Origin of the sequence: Microvirga subterranea, from assembly GCF_003350535.1 — a bacterium.
In the GTDB taxonomy this organism is placed as follows: Bacteria; Pseudomonadota; Alphaproteobacteria; order Rhizobiales; family Beijerinckiaceae; genus Microvirga; species Microvirga subterranea.
This window is the reverse complement of the sequence record NZ_QQBB01000003.1, coordinates 511811-528316: the sequence shown is the minus strand read 5'-3', so window position 1 is coordinate 528316 and position 16506 is coordinate 511811. Positions and strand designations below refer to the sequence as shown.

Below are 16506 nucleotides of genomic sequence, written 5' to 3'. Positions count from 1 at the left end.
TCCTATCCGGTGACCCGGTCGACGCGGCTCACCACGCGCTTGGCGCGCAGCTCCGCGATGATGGCGTTGAGATGCTTCAGATCCCAGACGGTGAGGTCGATGGTGATGTCCGTGAAGTCCTGGGTCCGGCGCTTCATGTTCACGTTGTCGATGTTGCCGTCGTGATCGGCGATCACCTGCGTGATCTGCGCGAGCGAGCCGGGCTCGTTGATCGACTGGAGCTTGATGCGCGCCGGGAAGCGCTGGTGGTCGTGGGTCTCCAGGTCCCAGCGCACGTCGATCCAGCGGTCGGGCTCGTTGTCGAAGGCGGCGAGCGACGGCGACTGGATCGGGTAGATCGTCACGCCTTCGCCGGGGGTCAGGATGCCGACGATGCGGTCTCCGGGCACCGCGCCGCCCTCCGGCGAGAAGCGGATCGGCACGTCGGCGTTGAGCCCGCGGATCGGGATGCCGCCGGTCGAGGCTTCGCCCGAGCCGTCCTTTGCGGCGCCGTTCGAGCGGGCCGCAGCTCCCGCTTCGGCGCCGGCGCGGCGCTCGTCCTTGTAGTCCGGATAGACCGCCCGGACCACGTCGCCGGAGAACATCTCGCCGCGGCCGACGGCGGCCAGCACGTCCTCCATCGAGGCGCGGGCGAGGCGGGGCAGGGCGCCTTTCAGCTTCTCGTCCGAGAAGGCGCGTCCGGCACGCTCGAAGGCGCGCTCCAGGATCTGGCGGCCGAGGCCGGTATATTGCCGCCGCACAGCTGCGCGGGTGGCGCGGCGGATCGAGGCGCGGGCCTTGCCGGTGACCACGAGGGATTCCCACGCGGCCGGAGGGGTCTGCCCGTCGGCGCGGACGATCTCGACCTCGTCGCCGTTCTGCAGCTCGGTCAGGAGCGGAGCCATGCGGCCGTTGATCTTGCAGCCCACGGCCGTGTTGCCGACATCCGTGTGGACCGCATAGGCGAAGTCGATCGGAGTCGCGCCGCGGGGCAGGGCGATGAGGCGGCCCTTGGGCGTGAAGCAGAAGACCTGGTCGTGGAAGAGCTCGAGCTTGGTGTGCTCCAGGAACTCCTCCGGGTTGTCGCCTTCCGCCAGCAGGTCGATGGTGCGCCTGAGCCACTGGTAGGCCCGGCTCTCGTTGGCGAGGCGGGAATTGCCGTTGACGCCCTCCTTGTAGAGGGCGTGGGCCGCGATGCCGAATTCCGCCACCTCGTCCATGTCGACGGTGCGGATCTGCAGCTCCACGCGCTGCCGGCCCGGGCCGATCACGGTCGTGTGGATCGAGCGGTAGTCGTTCTGCTTCGGGGTCGAGATGTAGTCCTTGTACCGGCCCGGAACCATCGGCCAGGTGGTGTGGACCACGCCGAGCGCCCGGTAGCACTCGTCGATGGTGCCCACGATGATGCGGAAGCCGAAGATGTCGGAGAGCTGCTCGAAGGAGACGGACTTGCGCTCCATCTTGCGCCAGATCGAATAGGGCCGCTTCTGGCGGCCCGTCACGCTCGCCTCGATCCCTTGCGCCTTCAGCTTCGCGGTCAGGTCGTTCTCGATCTCCTCGACCAGCTTCTCGGCCTTGGCCGTCACGTCCCGCAGGTGCCGGACGATCGCCTCGTAGGCCTCCGGGTCGAGGTTCTGGAACGACAGGTCCTCCAGCTCCTCCCGCATTTCCTGGATGCCCATGCGGCCGGCGAGCGGCGCGTAGATCTCCAGGGTCTCCTCGGCGATGCGCTTGCGCTTCTCCGGCGGCATGAACTGGAGCGTGCGCATGTTGTGCAGGCGGTCGGCGAGCTTGACCAGCAGCACCCGCACGTCGTCCGCGATGGCGAGCAGGAGCTTGCGGAAGTTCTCGCCCTGCGCGGCCCGCTTCGACACCAGGTCGAGGCGCTTGATCTTGGTCAGGCCGTCGACCAGGGAGCCGATCTGCGGCCCGAAGGTCTTGTTGATCTCCTCCAGCGTCGCCTCGGTGTCCTCGACCGTGTCATGGAGCACCGCCGCCGCGATGGTCGCGTCGTCGAGCTTCAGCTCGGTCAGGATGGCGGCCACTTCGAGGGGGTGGCCGAAGAACAGATCGCCGGATGCGCGCTTCTGGTTGCCGTGCGCCATCATGGCGTACACGTAAGCGCGGTTGAGAAGCGCCTCGTCGGCCGAGGGGTTATAGCGCTTGACCCGCTCGACAAGTTCGTACTGGCGCATCATTCGTCGGCAATCTCCTTCCAGGGAGCAACTACCCGGCTGAAGTTAAAAGGATATTGTAGAGCGCGAAAAAACCGCAAGGCTGCGGATCGCCTCAGGAGGGGCGCCGACGAAAAAGCCCGGCGCTGGGCCGGGCTTTTCCAGGAACATCGTTAAGGGTGATGCTTATTCGCGTTCGTCGTCGTCGGCGCTGCTGCTCGGCGGGACGAGGCCTTCCAGGCCGCGGAGCAGGTCTTCCTCGCTCATGCGGTCGAACTGGACGTCCGTGTCGTTGTCCTTGCCGGCAGAGGGGGCCGCGGCGGTGTTGCCCAGCAGCGGAACAGCCTCAGCCTCCGGCTCGTCCACCTCGACATACTTCTGCATGGAGTGGATGAGCTGTTCCTTCAGGTCGTCGGGCGCAATGGTCTGCTCCGCAATCTCGCGGAGGGCCACGACGGGGTTCTTGTCGCGGTCGCGGTCGATGGTGAGCGGCGAGCCCGAGGAGATCAGGCGGGCCCGGTGGCTGGCGAGCAGCACGAGCTCAAACCGGTTGTCGACCTTGTCGATGCAGTCTTCGACGGTCACACGAGCCATGAAGAGGCTCCTTCTAGGTTCGAAAATAGCGGAAGACGGGCTGGATACACGGGATGGCAAAAGAAAACAAGGGGATAGGCGGCGCGTCTCCTGGAGACCCGCGGAAATCCGGCCGGGACGCCCGCCCTATGCTTCCATGACGGCTTCGGCTCCGGATGCACCGCGAGCGACCGGGCCTCTTCGATTCGGGAGCCCGTCGCATCGTCCTCTTCGACCGGCGCGGCTGCGGGCGCAGCATGCCGCATTCTCAAGGAATGAAGCCCGACAGATCGTCCCGCGACCAGCCCCGGCCCAGGAGATGGTCGAGGAAAAGGCCGAGAGCCACCGCTCCCAGCAGCATCATCAGGATCAGGATGATCCGCGACCGCCTCTCGTGACGGGCCAGCCGGGCCTCGATGTCCTCCAGCTTTCGCCTCTGCTCGTGCAGGTTGTGGTTGTGCTTCTTCACGATTCCTCCCGCACCGGGAGAGCGGTCTTAGGACGAACCCCCTAGGAAAGGAAACTGCGACTTTTTGCTAACCTAAGGTAATGCATGCGCGGTCTCGCAGTCAGGACGGGCGCGCATCGCAGATGCGGGCGCATCCAGAGGAACGCGAAGTGCGCGAACCATGGCCGCAACGGTCCCGGAGCATCGCTCCCGGGCGGAAACGGCGGAGTTGTCGGGGAGGGGCGGGTGAGCGGGATTGCGGTCAGGCGCGGCCTCCGCCTCTCCCGACGGGATAGGTCCGACGGTCAGGTCCGGGTGAGGGATTGCAGGTCGATCCGGACAGGGTGCGCTTTCCCTGCCCGTGCGAGGAGGGACAGGGGGGCGAGCGATAGCCTGTCAAGGTCAGGCGCCGACCCCCACCTCCCACTCCTCTCCACACGGGGGCAGGGTTCGCGTCGCGCTTCCCGTGCGAACTCCCGACGGCTCGCAAGCGGGGACAGCGCACGCCCCCTGTGTCGTTCCCGGCCAGAGGCTGGAACCGGGAGAGGCGGCGCGGTCTGCGCCGGCTCATGGTTTCCAACCTCTTAAGGCGTGTGCCGCCGCACGCTGGCGGGGCCTGTCCTTAGGTAATGTTCCCTACGGCCGAAATGGCGATCTGTGGAGGGACACATGGAGGTCCAACTGGAACGTGCCGCGATGATCCTGTTTCTCCTGTCCGCGCTCTGGGTGACGGTCTGGATCTGGTCGAATTTCACCCTGGACGGGCGGATCGACGCCTGCCTCGATGACGGCGGCGCGTGGCGCTATGAACAGTCCAGGTGCGAAGGAGCGCGCTCTTCGCCTTGACTTGGACGCGTTCGGGTGCGAGTTCGCGCCCGGATTTCAACGATCAAGGGCGGCTCTCCATGAAGCGCGCATTCATCTTCCCCGGTCAGGGAAGTCAGTCGGTCGGGATGGGCAAGGCGCTGGCCGAGGCCTTTCCTCAGGCGAAGGCGGTGTTCGACGAGGTGGACGAGGCGCTCTCGCAGAAGCTCTCGACCGTCATGTGGGAAGGCCCGGCGGAGGACCTGACCCTGACGGCCAACACCCAGCCGGCCCTGATGGCGGTCAGCCTGGCGGCGATCCGGGTCCTCGAAGCCGAGGCCGGCCTCGACCTGAAACGGCATGCCGCATACGTCGCCGGCCATTCGCTCGGCGAGTACTCGGCCCTCGCGGCGGCCGGCAGCCTGTCGATCGCCGACACGGCCCGGCTCCTGCGCATCCGCGGCAACGCCATGCAGAGCGCCGTGCCGGTCGGGCAGGGCGCCATGGCGGCCCTGCTGGGCCTCGAATACGACGCCGCCCTCGAGGTGGCCCGCGCGGCGGCCCAGGGTGAAGTCTGCGACGCCGCCAACGACAACGGCGGCGCCCAGGTCGTGGTCTCCGGCCACAAGTCGGCCGTGGAGCGCGCCGTCGCCATCGCCCAGGAGAAGGGCGCCAAGCGCGCCGTGATGCTGGCCGTGTCTGCGCCCTTCCATTGCGCCCTGATGCAGCCGGCCGCCGACGCCATGCGCGAGGCCCTGGCCGGCGTCGCCGTGAAGGCTCCGGTCGTGCCCGTCGTGGCCAATGTGGAGGCCGCGCCCATCACCGATCCGGACGCCATCCGCGACGCGCTCGTCCGCCAGGTCACCGGAACGGTCCGCTGGCGCGAGAGCGTGGCCTACATGGCCGCCCAGGGCGTTGAAGCGTTCTATGAGGTCGGGTCGGGCAAGGTCCTGACCGGACTCGTGAAACGCATCGCGGCGGGAGCCTCGGCGGTTGCCATCGGCACCCCCGACGATGTCGCCGCCTTCAAAGCCTCGCTCAACGCTTAAGGAGCCTCGCATGTTCGATCTCACCGGCCGCAAGGCTCTCGTCACCGGCGCCACGGGCGGCATCGGCGGCGCCATCGCCCGTGCCCTCCATGCGCAGGGGGCGACCGTCACGCTCTCCGGTACCCGCCGGTCCGCCCTCGACGAGCTCGCCGCCTCGCTGGGCGAGCGGGTTCACGTGGTCGAGGCGAACCTGTCCGACAAGGATTCCGTCGAAGCCCTTGTGCCGGCGGCGGAATCTGCCATGGAAGGCCTCGACATCCTGGTCAACAACGCCGGCGTGACCAAGGACAACCTCTTCATGCGTATGAAGGACGACGAGTGGGACACGGTCATCGCCGTCAACCTTACGGCGGCCTTCCGCCTGTCCCGCGCGGCTGTGAAGAACATGATGCGCCGCCGCTACGGCCGCATCGTCAACATCGGGTCGGTGGTCGGCTCCACGGGCAATCCGGGCCAGGGCAATTATGCCGCCTCGAAGGCCGGCCTCATCGGCATGACCAAGGCGCTGGCCGCCGAGGTCGCCAGCCGCAACATCACCGTGAACTGCGTCGCGCCGGGCTTCATCGAGTCGCCCATGACCGACGTTCTGAACGACAAGCAGCGCGAGGGGATCCTCGGGACGATTCCTATGGGCCGGCTCGGCACCGGCGGCGAGATCGCCTCGTCGGTCGTCTACCTGGCCTCATCCGAAGCCGCCTACGTGACTGGCCACACCCTGCACGTCAACGGCGGAATGGCCATGTTCTAAAAGGGTTTGGAGGGCGGGACGGAATCTGTTCGCAGCCCTCCTCGAACCCCTCGCCAGAGCCGATAAGCTTGTGTTAATCATGATCCCGATTTGGTCGGAGGGGTTGACCGGCGCTCAAAAATGCGGCTTTGCACCACGCAAGTTAGCGGTTCCAGCGTTGTCAGCTGAGCAGCTGATCTAAATTTGATTTCTTGATCCGCCCAATCCTGAGGCGGCAGCCACTGAGGAAAATACGATGAGTGACGTCGCTGATCGCGTGAAGAAGATCGTTGTCGAGCACCTGGGCGTCGAGGCCGACAAGGTGACCGACAATGCCAACTTCATCGACGACCTGGGCGCCGACAGCCTTGACACCGTCGAGCTCGTCATGGCGTTCGAAGAGGAGTTCAACGTCGAGATCCCGGACGACGCGGCCGAGACTATCGTGACGGTCGGCGACGCGATCAAGTTCCTCGAGAAGAACGCGGCCTAACGAGCCACGGGGCGTCGGGTGAGCCATCCGACGCCCGATTTTTGTTCTGAAGGCATTTTTCCGGCGAAATAGATCCGGTTCGCCGTAGAAGATGCGGCATAGAAAGAATTGAGAGGCGGTTCCACCCTGGTGGAAGCGACTCCAAAGGGCAGGAAGCATGATGCGGCGTGTTGTCGTCACCGGTCTTGGCATGGTCACCCCTCTGGCTTGCGGGGTCGAGGAGACGTGGGCCCGGCTGAAGGAAGGGCAGAGCGGCGCCGCGAAGATCACCGATTTCCAGGTGGACGACCTCGCCTGCCGGATCGCCTGCCAGATCCCGCGCGGCGACGGATCCAACGGGACCTTCAATGCCGACCAGTGGATGGAGCCGAAGGAGCAGCGCAAGGTCGATCCCTTCATCGTCTATGCCATGGCGGCGGCCACCCAGGCCCTCGACGACGCCGGCTGGAAGCCCACCACATATGAGGACCAGTGCGCGTCCGGCGTGCTGATCGGGTCGGGCATCGGCGGCATCGGCGGCATCTACGAGGCGTCCCAGACCCTCATCGAGCGCGGCCCGCGCCGGGTCTCGCCCTTCTTCATTCCCGGCCGCCTCATCAATCTCGCGGGCGGCTACGTCTCGATCGAGCACGGCCTCAAGGGGCCGAACAACGCGGTCGTCACCGCCTGCTCGACCGGTTCCCACGCCATCGGCGACGCGGCCCGCCTCATCGCCCTGGGCGACGCGGACGTGATGGTGGCCGGCGGTACGGAATCGCCCATCAACCGCCTGTCGATCGCGGGCTTCGCGGCCTGCCGCGCCCTGTCCACCGGCTACAACGACGACCCGACCCGCGCCTCGCGCCCCTACGACAAGGACCGCGACGGCTTCGTCATGGGCGAGGGCGCCGGCGTGGTGGTGCTCGAGGAATACGAGCACGCCAAGGCCCGCGGCGCGAAGATCTATGCCGAGGTCATCGGCTACGGCCTCTCCGGCGACGCCTACCACATCACCTCCCCGTCCGAGGACGGGGACGGCGCCTATCGCTGCATGGCGGCCGCCATCAAGCGCGCCGGGATCTCCGCGTCCGAGATCGACTACATCAACGCCCACGGCACCTCGACCCCGCTCGGCGACGAGCTGGAGCTGAAGGCGGTGGAGCGGATCGTCGGCAACGCGGCCGGCAAGCTCGCCATGTCCTCGACCAAGTCGGCCATCGGCCACCTGCTCGGCGCCGCAGGCGCCGTCGAGGCGATCTTCTCGATGCTCGCTATGCGCGACGGCGTCATCCCGCCCACGATCAACCTCGACAATCCCTCGGTCGAGACGGCCATCGACCTCGTGCCGCACAAGGCCAAGGCCAAGGAGATCAACGTGGCCCTGTCGAACTCCTTCGGGTTCGGCGGCACCAATGCGTCACTGGTCTTCCGCAAGGTCACCTGATCGTTCTGTCCCTCGCTACGGCTTTTCGCCATATTCCCTGTTAGGGTGTCGTGGGACGGCGGGATCGCCGATCAGAACCAGAAAAGCATCGTGATGTTCGGCAGAAAAAAACAGACTCTGATCTCCACGCCCGAGGCTCATCAGCAGGACGCCCAGCATCCGCGTCTGGCGCCGAAATCCCCGAGCGAGGCGATCAAGCCGATGGCGGCTCCCCCGCCGCCGCCGCGCCTGCGCCGCCGCAGGGGCGGTCCTCTGTCGATCATGAGCGGGCTGCTCACGCTTCTCATCGCCCTCGCGATCGCCGCCGTGTTCGGCTTCGGCATGGTCGAGCGGGAGGTGACGGCCGACGGACCGCTGCAGAACGACAAGGTCGTGCTGATCCCCAAGAACACCGGCACGGGCGAGATCGCCAACATCCTCAAGCAGGAGGGCGTGATCAACCAGCCCTTCCTGTTCGAGGCTTACGCGCTCCTCAACCGCCAGCGTGGGCAGCTCAAGGCGGGCGAGTTCCAGTTCAAGGCCGGCACCAGCATTGCCGAGGCCATCGACACCCTCGTCCAGGGCAAGGCCATCCTGCACTCGCTGACAGTTCCCGAGGGGCTCACGAGCGACCAGATCGTGGCGCGGCTCTACGAGAACGAGATCCTGTCGGGCGAGATCAACGAGACTCCGCGCGAGGGCACGCTGCTGCCGGACACGTACAAGTTCGAGCGCGGCACAACCCGGCAGCAGATCGTCAACACCATGCAGGCGGCGCAGCGCCAGGCCCTCGCGCAGATCTGGCAGCGCCGGTCGCCGGAGGTGCCGATCAAGTCCGCACAGGAACTCGTCATCCTGGCCTCCATCGTCGAGAAGGAGACGGGCCGGGCCGACGAGCGCACCCGCGTCGCGGGCGTCTTCATCAACCGTCTCATGAAGCGCATGAAGCTGCAGTCCGACCCGACGATCGTGTACGGCCTCGTTGGCGGCAAGGGAACGCTCGGGCGCGGGATCATGCGCAACGAGATCGAGTCCGCTACGCCCTACAACACCTACGTGATCGAGGGGCTGCCGCCCGGTCCCATCGCCAATCCCGGCCGAGCGGCCCTGGAGGCCGTGGCCAATCCGTCCCGAACCAAGGACCTCTATTTCGTGGCCGATGGGTCCGGCGGACACGCTTTCGCCGAGACCTATGAGCAGCACCAGCGCAACGTCGCCCGCTGGCGCCAGATCGAGAAGACCCGCGCCACGACCGACACACCGCCGGCCGATTCCGTCGACCGGTTCGATCCGGACGGCGACCCGGCCGTCGCGCCCGGAACGTCGGGCGGGCTGGCCCCTGAGTTGCGCGGTTCGGCGGACGTGGCGCGCGGCGGCCGCCAGGGTCGCGCGCGGGGCTTCGACGCGAGCGAGGGCACAGACAAGGACCCGCTCAAGAACAAGACCTACGATCTCAACTCCCCGAAGAACGTTCCGGTCCTGAGCCAGCCCTAGGGCATCGAACCCAAAAGTTGGGTCCACTTTTCGCTGGCGCGGCCCTTCGGGTCCGCACGATGCGCAAGGGCATCGCTGCTTGTGGCGCGGGCTGGCGCGCATTATGGTCGCGCCGAATTTTGAAAACGCCCGAGGTTCGAGCGCATGTCCATTGCGAGCATGACCGGTTTCGCCCGAGAAGCCGGTGTCACGGGGGCCTATCAGTGGGCCTGGGAGATCAAGACGGTCAACGGCCGTGGCCTCGAGATCCGCGTGCGCACGCCCTCCGGCCTCGACGCTGTCGGCGAGGATGCCCGCGGCCAGATCCTGAAGGCGCTCACCCGCGGGCAGGGCCAGCTCACCCTCGCCCTCAGCCGGGCGTCGTCGACACCCAAGCTGCGCGTGAACCAGGACGTGCTGCATTCGCTCCTCGCGGCGGTCGGCAGCCTCTCGCTCCCGCCCAATGTCCAGCCGGCCTCCCTCGATGGGCTGCTCGCCGTCCGCGGCGTGGTGGAGCTCGACGAGGGCACCTCCGATCCGAGCCAGGACGAGGCCCTGGCCGTCGATCTCAAGAACGCCGTCGGCTCCCTGATCGAGCAGCTCAAGGCCGCCCGCCGAACCGAGGGCCAAGCCCTGTCCGGGGTGCTGGGCCAGCATCTCGACACGATTGCGCGGCTCGTCGACGAGGCTGACGCGTCGCCCGCCCGCCGCCCTGAGGCGATCCGGGCGCGCCTCGAGGCGCAGATCGAGCAGCTTCTCGAAGGCAAGGGCGCCCTCGATCCGGCGCGCCTGCACCAGGAGGCCGTGCTCATCGCCGCCCGCGCGGACATCCGTGAGGAGCTCGACCGGCTGCGGGCCCATGTGGACGCCGCGCGGGGCCTGCTGCAGGAGGGCGGCTCGGTCGGCCGCCGCCTGGACTTCCTGGCCCAGGAATTCGGCCGCGAGGCGAACACCCTCTGCGCCAAGGCCAATGACGTGTCGCTGTCGCGGATCGGACTTGACCTGAAGGCCGTGATCGAACAGTTCCGCGAGCAGGTTCAGAACGTCGAGTAGCAAGGGAGTTCGGGTGTGGTGCAACTGAAGCGGCGCGGTCTTCTGCTGATCCTCTCGTCGCCCTCCGGGGCCGGCAAGTCGACGCTGACGCGCAACCTCGTGCGCGAGGACCGCGGGATCCGGCTGTCGATCTCCGTGACGACGCGGCACAAGCGGCCGTCGGAGATCAACGGCGTCCACTACAATTTCATGGAGAACGTCGCCGATTTCGAGGAGCAGCGCGACCGCGGCGACCTGCTCGAATGGGCTCAGGTCCACGGCAACTACTACGGCACCCCGCGCAAGCCCGTGGAGCAGGCCCTCGCCCGCGGCGAGGACATGATGTTCGACATCGACTGGCAGGGCACGAAGCAGATCGTCGAGAAGATGCGCTCCGACGTGGTGAGCGTCTTCATCCTGCCGCCCTCCATGGCGGAGCTGAAGGCGCGCCTAGAGCGCCGCGCCGAGGACACGCCCGAGGTCATCGCCCGCCGCCTGCGCAACGCCCGCGACGAGATCGCCCAGTGGGGCGCGTACGACTACGTGCTCATCAACGACGACCTCGACCGCACCTATGGGGACCTGAAGGCGATCCTCGCGGCCGAGCGCCTTCGCCGCGAGCGTCAGGTGGAGCTCGAAGGCTTCATCGACGGATTGCTGGGAGAGGCGGTCACGTAAGGGCCGCCCCTACACGAGCGCCAGCGCGTTGCGTCGCCCGTGACGGGCGATTGCGTGCTCGATCAGCACATCCATCAGCTTCTCCTGCGACAGGCCGCCGGCCTCCCAGAGCTTGGGATACATGCTGATGGCCGTGAAGCCCGGCAGGGTGTTCACCTCGTTCACGTAAAGGCTCTGCTCCTGTGCCGGATCGACGAAGAAGTCGACGCGCGCCATGCCTTCGCAGTTCAGCACGCGGAATGTCTCTACCGCGAGGTCCTGAATGCGGCGGGCGAGATCCGGCGCGAGATCGGCCGGAATGCGCAGCAGCGCGCCGTCCGCGTCGACGTACTTGGCGTCATAGCTGTAGAAGCCATGGCTCGTGGCCGGGACGATCTCGCCTAAAGGAGAGGCGCGAACCTCGCCGGCGGCATCTTCGAGGACCGAGCATTCGATTTCGCGGGCTCCCGTGACGCTTCGCTCCACGAGGACCTTTCCGTCATAGCGGAAGGCGACTTCGGAGGCCCGGTCGAACTCCGCGGCCGATCCGGCACGGGACACGCCCACGGACGAACCCATATTGGCGGGCTTCACGAAGAGATCCGGCGTCCCGAGCGCCTCCGATGCGGTACGGTAGTCCGCTCGCCGGCCGGCCGTGAGGGTCAGGAACGGCACCACCGGCAGGCCAGCATCCCGCAGGAGCCGCTTGGCGATGTCCTTGTCCATGCCGGCGGCGGAACCCATCACGCCGGAGCCGACATAAGGGATGTTGGCCAGCTCCAGCAACCCCTGAATCGTCCCGTCCTCGCCGTTGGGCCCGTGGAGCACCGGCACGACGGCATCGAGCCGAATGGCTTCAGGGCCGGAGGTGGCGGCGAGCACGATCATCTCGCCGCCGCCTCCCGGCAGCAGGGCCACCGGAGGAGCGCCGTCCGGAATGTCGAGGGATCGGGCGCCCCTGCCGGCGCCGTTGCCGCCGTCGCAGAGAACCCATCGGCCGTCGCGGCCGATGCCGATCGGCACGACATCGTAGCGGTCGGGATCAAGGGCGCGCAGGATGTTCGCCGCCGACATCCGGGACACCTCGTGTTCGGCGGAGCGGCCGCCGAACAGTAGCCCGATCCTCTTGCGTTTCTCTGACATTCGCGGCTCTCCCTGGGCGGCCATCGGCGGCATCGGAGTATGCATATAGCGGACGGGATTAACGTTTCTCGAAAGGGCCGGAGCGCCGCTCGAAGCTCCTAGTCCGCCCGCCCTCGGGCGGCATCGAGGGCGTTCGCGAGAGCGACGTAGCCCTCCACCGGCACGTTCTCGGCCCGGATCGTCTCCTCGAGACCGGCTGCCGCGATGACGGCCGACGGGTCCGGCGTGATCGATTTAAGGCTCTGGCGCAGCATCTTGCGGCGCTGGCCGAAGGCCGCGCGGGTGACGGCTTCGAGCGTGCCGATGCGACAGGGCAGAGGGTTCTCACGCGGCGTGAGGTGGACGATGCTCGACGTGATCTTCGGCGGCGGCACGAAGGCCGAGGGCGGCACGTCGAAGAGGATGCGCGCCTCCGTCCTCCAGCCGCAGAGCACGCCGAGGCGGCCGTAATCCTTCGGGTCGCTCTCGTCGGCGACGATGCGCTCGGCCACCTCGCGCTGGAACATGAGGGTCAGCGACGACCACCAGGGCGGCCACTTCTCGGTGGTCAGCCATCCGGTCAGAAGGGCCGTGCCGACATTGTAGGGCAGGTTGGAGATGATCCGTACCAGCCCGTCGCCCACCAGCGGCCGCGGATCGAATTCGAGCGCGTCTGCCTCGATCACCTCCAGCCGGCCGGGATAGTGGGCGGAGATCTCCGCGAGAGCCGGCAGGCAGCGGGAATCCCGCTCGATGGCGATGAGGCGTTTCGCGCCCGCCGCCAGGATCGCGCGGGTCAGCCCGCCGGGGCCCGGCCCGACCTCGATGACGCTTGCGTCCTCCAAGGGCCCGGCGGAGCGGGCGATGCGGCTTGTGAGGTTGAGGTCGAACAGGAAGTTCTGGCCGAGCGATTTCTTGGCCATCAGGCCGTGGGTCCGAACCACGTCGCGCAGAGGCGGCAGATCGTCGATCTGGCTCATGGCGCCGGGCGTCCCGCGCCGAGTCGGGCTGCGAGCTTGATCGCGGCCATCAGGCTGTCGGGCCGGGCGATGCCTTTGCCGGCAATGTCGAAGGCCGTGCCGTGGTCGGGAGAGGTGCGCACGAAGGGCAGGCCGAGGGTCACGTTCACGGCCTCGTCGAACGCGATCGTCTTGATCGGGATGAGGGCCTGATCGTGATACATGGCGAGCGCCGCGTCGTATCGGCTCCGGGCGCGGGCGTGGAACATGGTGTCGGCCGGCAGCGGCCCCGCCACCTCGATGCCGTCCTGCCTCAGGATCTCGATCGCGGGCATGATGACGGTACTGTCCTCGGTCCCTATGGCTCCGTTCTCCCCGGCATGGGGATTGAGCCCTGCCACGGCAAGGCGTGGATGGGAAAGGCCGAAGCGCACGCGCAGTTCCCGCGCCACGATGCGGCCGGTCTCGACGATCAACTCCGTCGTGAGCGCCGACGGAACCGACCCGAGCGGGATGTGGACGGTAACCGGCACGACGGCGAGCGCCTCGCTCCACAGCATCATGACCGGATGGGGTGCCGCCTCGCCGGGAGCGGCTGCGAGGGCCGCCAGGAACTCGGTATGGCCAGGATGCCGAAAGCCCGCATCATAGAGCACATGCTTGGCGATGGGGTTGGTCACGAGCGCCGAGGCCGCGCCCGAGTGGACGAGGCGTACCGCAGTCTCGATCGCTTCGATGACAGAGGCCGCATAGGCGGGATCCGGCCGTCCGGGCTCGGCGGAGACCGCATGGGAGAGTGGGATGATCGGCAGAGCCGCATCGAAGGTGTCGATAGCCTTAGAGGGCTCGACCGGTGAGATCGGAATGCTCCAGCCTAGATCCCGGGTCACCCGGCCGAGATGATCGGGATCCGCAAGGACCGCGAAGGCGGGGAGGGCCTGTTCGCGACGATGGAGCCAGGCTCTTAGGATCAGTTCCGGGCCGATCCCCGCGGGGTCACCTTGGGTGACGACCAGCAGGTTCCGACCGGGCCCAATCACTGGGCCGCGACGCCTTCTTGGCCGGCATCGCCGTTGATGTTTTGGTTCAACGTGACTTCGCCGAGGGTGCGTAACTCCAGACGCAGGAGCACCGTGTGGTTGCGGTCCTTTTCGCCCGAGGTGACGGCAGTATTGCGTGGTGACACGGAATAGTTCACCGAGAAGGTGGTGCACTCGTCAATATAGCCGAGGCCAAGGCTCATGGAACTGACGTAAGGCGTGTCGGTACGGTTGTAGACGGCGGTCGTTGGATTAGTAGCATACTGGACCGCATAGAGGTCGCGGGCGATGAGGTATCGGTCGAGGTCCAGGAGCACCGAACCGGAGACGTACCAGTTCGGCGTCACGCTCCACCGGGCGGCAGCCAGGATGCCTTCGCGGCGCTGATCGAAGCCGATTTCAGGCTGCGCGGCATAGCGGGCATAGGTCAGCGAACCCGAGATCGGCAGATAAGGGGCGAAGTTTGCCGAAAAGCCGGCCTCGAAGCGGTTGACCCCGAAATCCTCCTGGTCGAACCGCGCACGGGTCACGAAGGAGAAGTTCGCGTTCGGCTTGATCTGGAAGCGGCCGACATAGTCCGAGGCGCGAGAGTCGAGGCCGGAATCGAGGCCCACATTGGCAAGGTCGGGCTGACGGAACGAGTTGCGGCCCGCTACCTGGTAGGATTGGCCGAACAGGGCATTGGCATAGAATCCGTCTGCGCCCGTCACCGTGTACTGGATGCCGACATTGGCGCGCACGCCGCCCTCGGCGCGGTCGTAGCCCGAGAACTTGTCCCAATCGAAGAGGGACGTGTCGTCGAACACGAGGCTCTGCGCGTCCTCGTTCGGCAGATGCCCGATCCGGGTCTCGTTGGGACGGGCGATGATCTGGGCGATCGGTTCGATGATTTGCGTGCCGGAGGTGCCGAGATCGGCCACGAACGGGAACCGGTACTCCAGGCCGATGGCCGGCATCGCCCGGAACAGGTAGTCGTCCTCCCCACCGATGAAGTTGGAAAGTTCGTAGTTCTGGTACCCGTTGAAGTCCGGAGCGATCCAGAATTGGTCGGCGCGCAGATAGGCGAACGGAGTCCAGACCTGTCCGACGGGATCGATGAACTCGCGCCGCCAGGATGCCTGGATCGAGGCGCGCGAGGTGGATCCGCTGATACCGCGCACCAGGCATGAACCGCGCTGGAAAATGGCGCAGGTCTCGTAAAGGCCGAAGAGATACGTCTGCTGCTTCGGGATCTCGTTGAACTGCGCGGCCTCGCGTGAGAGGCTCGTCACGTTCACGTCGATCGAGAACTCGCCGCCGACCACGGGCGGCGTGATGCGCTTGTTGTAATCCAGGACGGGCGCAACTATGGGCTGCTGTTTCTGCCAGTCGCTCGAGGAAAGGCCCTGGAAATAGTAGCCACGCACGTCGAAGAAAGAGCGGTCACCCTGACCCTGGAGATACAAGGTCGAGATCGATTCCTTCAGGTAGATCGAGCTCAGGCTCTCGCTGCGGATGCGGTAGTTCTGCAGGAACCACTTGTCGGAAACGAGGGCGACGTCCCAGCCCCACTTCCAGTTTTTGTTGATGTAGAACAGGCCCGTGGACTCGAGAGAGCCACGGAACTCGCGATCGCCCGGCCCAGCAGGACTGTCCAGGAACGCATCCGGGTCAAGTTGCGAAATACCTGCCGCGCGGATGTTGTAGCCGCCGGTGTCGAGGCGGTGACGCCATTCCACCTCGCCTAGCAGGCCCTGCCGGCTCAGGATCGTCGGGGTCAGGGTGAGATCATAGTTGGGCGCGATCGCCCAGAAGAACGGAACAGATCCTCCGATGCCAAGCGAGCTCGAATAGACGTAGCGAGGCGCGAGGAAACCGGTCTTGCGCTTCACCGTCGGATCGGGCGTCCAGAAATACGGCAGATAGGCGATAGGCAGCCCGAACAGTTCGAGGCTCGCATCCTCGTAGTAGATCGTCTGTTCGCTGTCGTTGTGGATGATCTTGGCGGCCCTGACCTGCCAGAGCGGCGGCTTTTCCGGATTGTCCTTGCAGGGCTCGCAGGCGGTGTAAGTGCCGCGCGCAAAGGTCGTCGTCTCGCCCTCGGCGCGTTCCGCCCGGGGGGAAGAGAAGCGGGTCGTGACGGCCTGCCCGTTCTCGACCGTGGTCTGCACCACGCGCAGCGAATCGATGAAGCCGTTCTTGAAGTCGTCAGTCAGCTCGAAGCGGTCGCCCGTGATGACCGCGCCGGTCGAATCGGTGAGGCGGGCATTGCCTTCGGCAAAGACGCGACCGGTGTTGCGGTCGTAGGTGACCCGGTCGGCCTGGAGCGTCCGGCCCTGGTAGTTCATCTGCACGTCGCCGGCGGCCGCGATCGTGTTGTTATCGTTGTTGTAGATGATTTCCTTAGCGTCAACGAGGAGGCGGTCCTGCCCGGCGCCGGACTGGGCCTTGGCGCTGAGCCTCTCGTTGAGGGACTGGGCGGACGCAGGGTTCGACCCGACGGCACAAAGGAGCGCCATCGCGACCGCAGACGTTGCGATCGTTGTCTTCACCCGTTCCATCACTGCTCCCCTGCCAGGCCCTCGAACCTGAGAA

Annotated in this window: 15 protein-coding genes; 8 read left to right on the top strand and 7 right to left on the bottom strand. The window is 66.6% G+C overall.

Annotated elements, in window-relative coordinates:
* Positions 1-2 precede the first annotated feature (2 nt).
* From DES45_RS10610 to DES45_RS10600, 3 genes are all read right to left on the bottom strand, one after another.
* The gene (locus DES45_RS10610) at positions 3-2177 is read right to left on the bottom strand and encodes a RelA/SpoT family protein (RefSeq protein WP_114769938.1); all 2175 of its coding nucleotides are present in this window, start codon (positions 2175-2177) and stop codon (positions 3-5) included.
* 162 nt (positions 2178-2339) lie between these two features.
* On the bottom strand, positions 2340-2747 hold the full coding sequence (rpoZ, locus tag DES45_RS10605) for a DNA-directed RNA polymerase subunit omega (protein ID WP_114769937.1): 408 nt from the start codon (positions 2745-2747) through the stop codon (positions 2340-2342).
* 247 nt (positions 2748-2994) lie between these two features.
* Positions 2995-3195, bottom strand: a complete 201-nt coding sequence (locus tag DES45_RS10600) for a hypothetical protein (RefSeq protein ID WP_114769936.1) — start codon at positions 3193-3195, stop codon at positions 2995-2997.
* Between the two features lie 648 nt (positions 3196-3843).
* Here DES45_RS10600 and DES45_RS25140 point away from each other — a divergent pair.
* The 8 genes from DES45_RS25140 to gmk all read left to right on the top strand — a co-directional run bounded on the left by DES45_RS25140 (position 3844) and on the right by gmk (position 10832).
* Complete coding sequence (locus DES45_RS25140; RefSeq protein ID WP_170151453.1) at positions 3844-4020, top strand: hypothetical protein; 177 nt, start codon at positions 3844-3846, stop codon at positions 4018-4020.
* 59 nt (positions 4021-4079) lie between these two features.
* Positions 4080-5027, top strand: coding sequence for an ACP S-malonyltransferase (fabD, locus tag DES45_RS10595; RefSeq protein ID WP_114769935.1), 948 nt, complete (start codon positions 4080-4082; stop codon positions 5025-5027).
* A 10-nt stretch (positions 5028-5037) separates the two neighbouring features.
* The gene (gene fabG, locus DES45_RS10590; protein ID WP_114769934.1) at positions 5038-5775 is read left to right on the top strand and encodes a 3-oxoacyl-[acyl-carrier-protein] reductase; all 738 of its coding nucleotides are present in this window, start codon (positions 5038-5040) and stop codon (positions 5773-5775) included.
* A gap of 235 nt (positions 5776-6010) precedes the next feature.
* Positions 6011-6247: an acyl carrier protein gene (locus tag DES45_RS10585; RefSeq protein WP_114185050.1), complete on the top strand. Its 237-nt coding sequence runs from the start codon at positions 6011-6013 to the stop codon at positions 6245-6247.
* 160 nt (positions 6248-6407) lie between these two features.
* On the top strand, positions 6408-7670 hold the full coding sequence (gene fabF / locus DES45_RS10580) for a beta-ketoacyl-ACP synthase II (protein ID WP_114770003.1): 1263 nt from the start codon (positions 6408-6410) through the stop codon (positions 7668-7670).
* Between the two features lie 93 nt (positions 7671-7763).
* Positions 7764-9143: an endolytic transglycosylase MltG gene (gene mltG, locus DES45_RS10575; RefSeq protein ID WP_114770002.1), complete on the top strand. Its 1380-nt coding sequence runs from the start codon at positions 7764-7766 to the stop codon at positions 9141-9143.
* 144 nt (positions 9144-9287) lie between these two features.
* The gene (locus tag DES45_RS10570; RefSeq protein ID WP_114769933.1) at positions 9288-10175 is read left to right on the top strand and encodes a YicC/YloC family endoribonuclease; all 888 of its coding nucleotides are present in this window, start codon (positions 9288-9290) and stop codon (positions 10173-10175) included.
* 15 nt (positions 10176-10190) lie between these two features.
* Positions 10191-10832, top strand: coding sequence for a guanylate kinase (gmk, locus tag DES45_RS10565; protein WP_114769932.1), 642 nt, complete (start codon positions 10191-10193; stop codon positions 10830-10832).
* Positions 10833-10841: 9 nt separating this feature from the next.
* Here the strand turns inward: gmk and DES45_RS10560 are convergent, their stop codons facing one another.
* The 4 genes from DES45_RS10560 to DES45_RS10545 form a co-directional block, all read right to left on the bottom strand.
* Complete coding sequence (locus tag DES45_RS10560) at positions 10842-11954, bottom strand: D-alanine--D-alanine ligase family protein (protein ID WP_114769931.1); 1113 nt, start codon at positions 11952-11954, stop codon at positions 10842-10844.
* 98 nt (positions 11955-12052) lie between these two features.
* A complete protein-coding gene (gene rsmA, locus DES45_RS10555) occupies positions 12053-12913 on the bottom strand; it encodes a 16S rRNA (adenine(1518)-N(6)/adenine(1519)-N(6))-dimethyltransferase RsmA (protein WP_114769930.1) in 861 nt (286 codons plus the stop codon).
* Entirely contained in the window at positions 12910-13929 is a 1020-nt protein-coding gene (pdxA, locus tag DES45_RS10550) for a 4-hydroxythreonine-4-phosphate dehydrogenase PdxA (RefSeq protein ID WP_114770001.1), read from the bottom strand. The genes rsmA and pdxA overlap by 4 nt, the downstream gene beginning before the upstream one ends.
* Positions 13929-16472 (bottom strand): LPS-assembly protein LptD, encoded by a 2544-nt coding sequence (locus tag DES45_RS10545; protein WP_114769929.1) that lies wholly within the window; start codon positions 16470-16472, stop codon positions 13929-13931. The genes pdxA and DES45_RS10545 overlap by 1 nt, the downstream gene beginning before the upstream one ends.
* Positions 16473-16506: the final 34 nt, after the last annotated feature.

Coding starts and splice junctions, on each gene's coding strand:
- DES45_RS10585 (WP_114185050.1), top strand. CDS start 6,011: ATGAGTGACGTCGCTGATCGCGTGAAGAAGATCGTTGTCGAGCACCTG.
- DES45_RS25140 (WP_170151453.1), top strand. CDS start 3,844: ATGGAGGTCCAACTGGAACGTGCCGCGATGATCCTGTTTCTCCTGTCC.
- DES45_RS10560 (WP_114769931.1), bottom strand. CDS start 11,954: ATGTCAGAGAAACGCAAGAGGATCGGGCTACTGTTCGGCGGCCGCTCC.
- DES45_RS10545 (WP_114769929.1), bottom strand. CDS start 16,472: ATGGAACGGGTGAAGACAACGATCGCAACGTCTGCGGTCGCGATGGCG.
- rsmA (WP_114769930.1), bottom strand. CDS start 12,913: ATGAGCCAGATCGACGATCTGCCGCCTCTGCGCGACGTGGTTCGGACC.
- rpoZ (WP_114769937.1), bottom strand. CDS start 2,747: ATGGCTCGTGTGACCGTCGAAGACTGCATCGACAAGGTCGACAACCGG.
- DES45_RS10610 (WP_114769938.1), bottom strand. CDS start 2,177: ATGATGCGCCAGTACGAACTTGTCGAGCGGGTCAAGCGCTATAACCCC.
- fabF (WP_114770003.1), top strand. CDS start 6,408: ATGCGGCGTGTTGTCGTCACCGGTCTTGGCATGGTCACCCCTCTGGCT.
- DES45_RS10570 (WP_114769933.1), top strand. CDS start 9,288: ATGTCCATTGCGAGCATGACCGGTTTCGCCCGAGAAGCCGGTGTCACG.
- fabD (WP_114769935.1), top strand. CDS start 4,080: ATGAAGCGCGCATTCATCTTCCCCGGTCAGGGAAGTCAGTCGGTCGGG.
- fabG (WP_114769934.1), top strand. CDS start 5,038: ATGTTCGATCTCACCGGCCGCAAGGCTCTCGTCACCGGCGCCACGGGC.
- mltG (WP_114770002.1), top strand. CDS start 7,764: ATGTTCGGCAGAAAAAAACAGACTCTGATCTCCACGCCCGAGGCTCAT.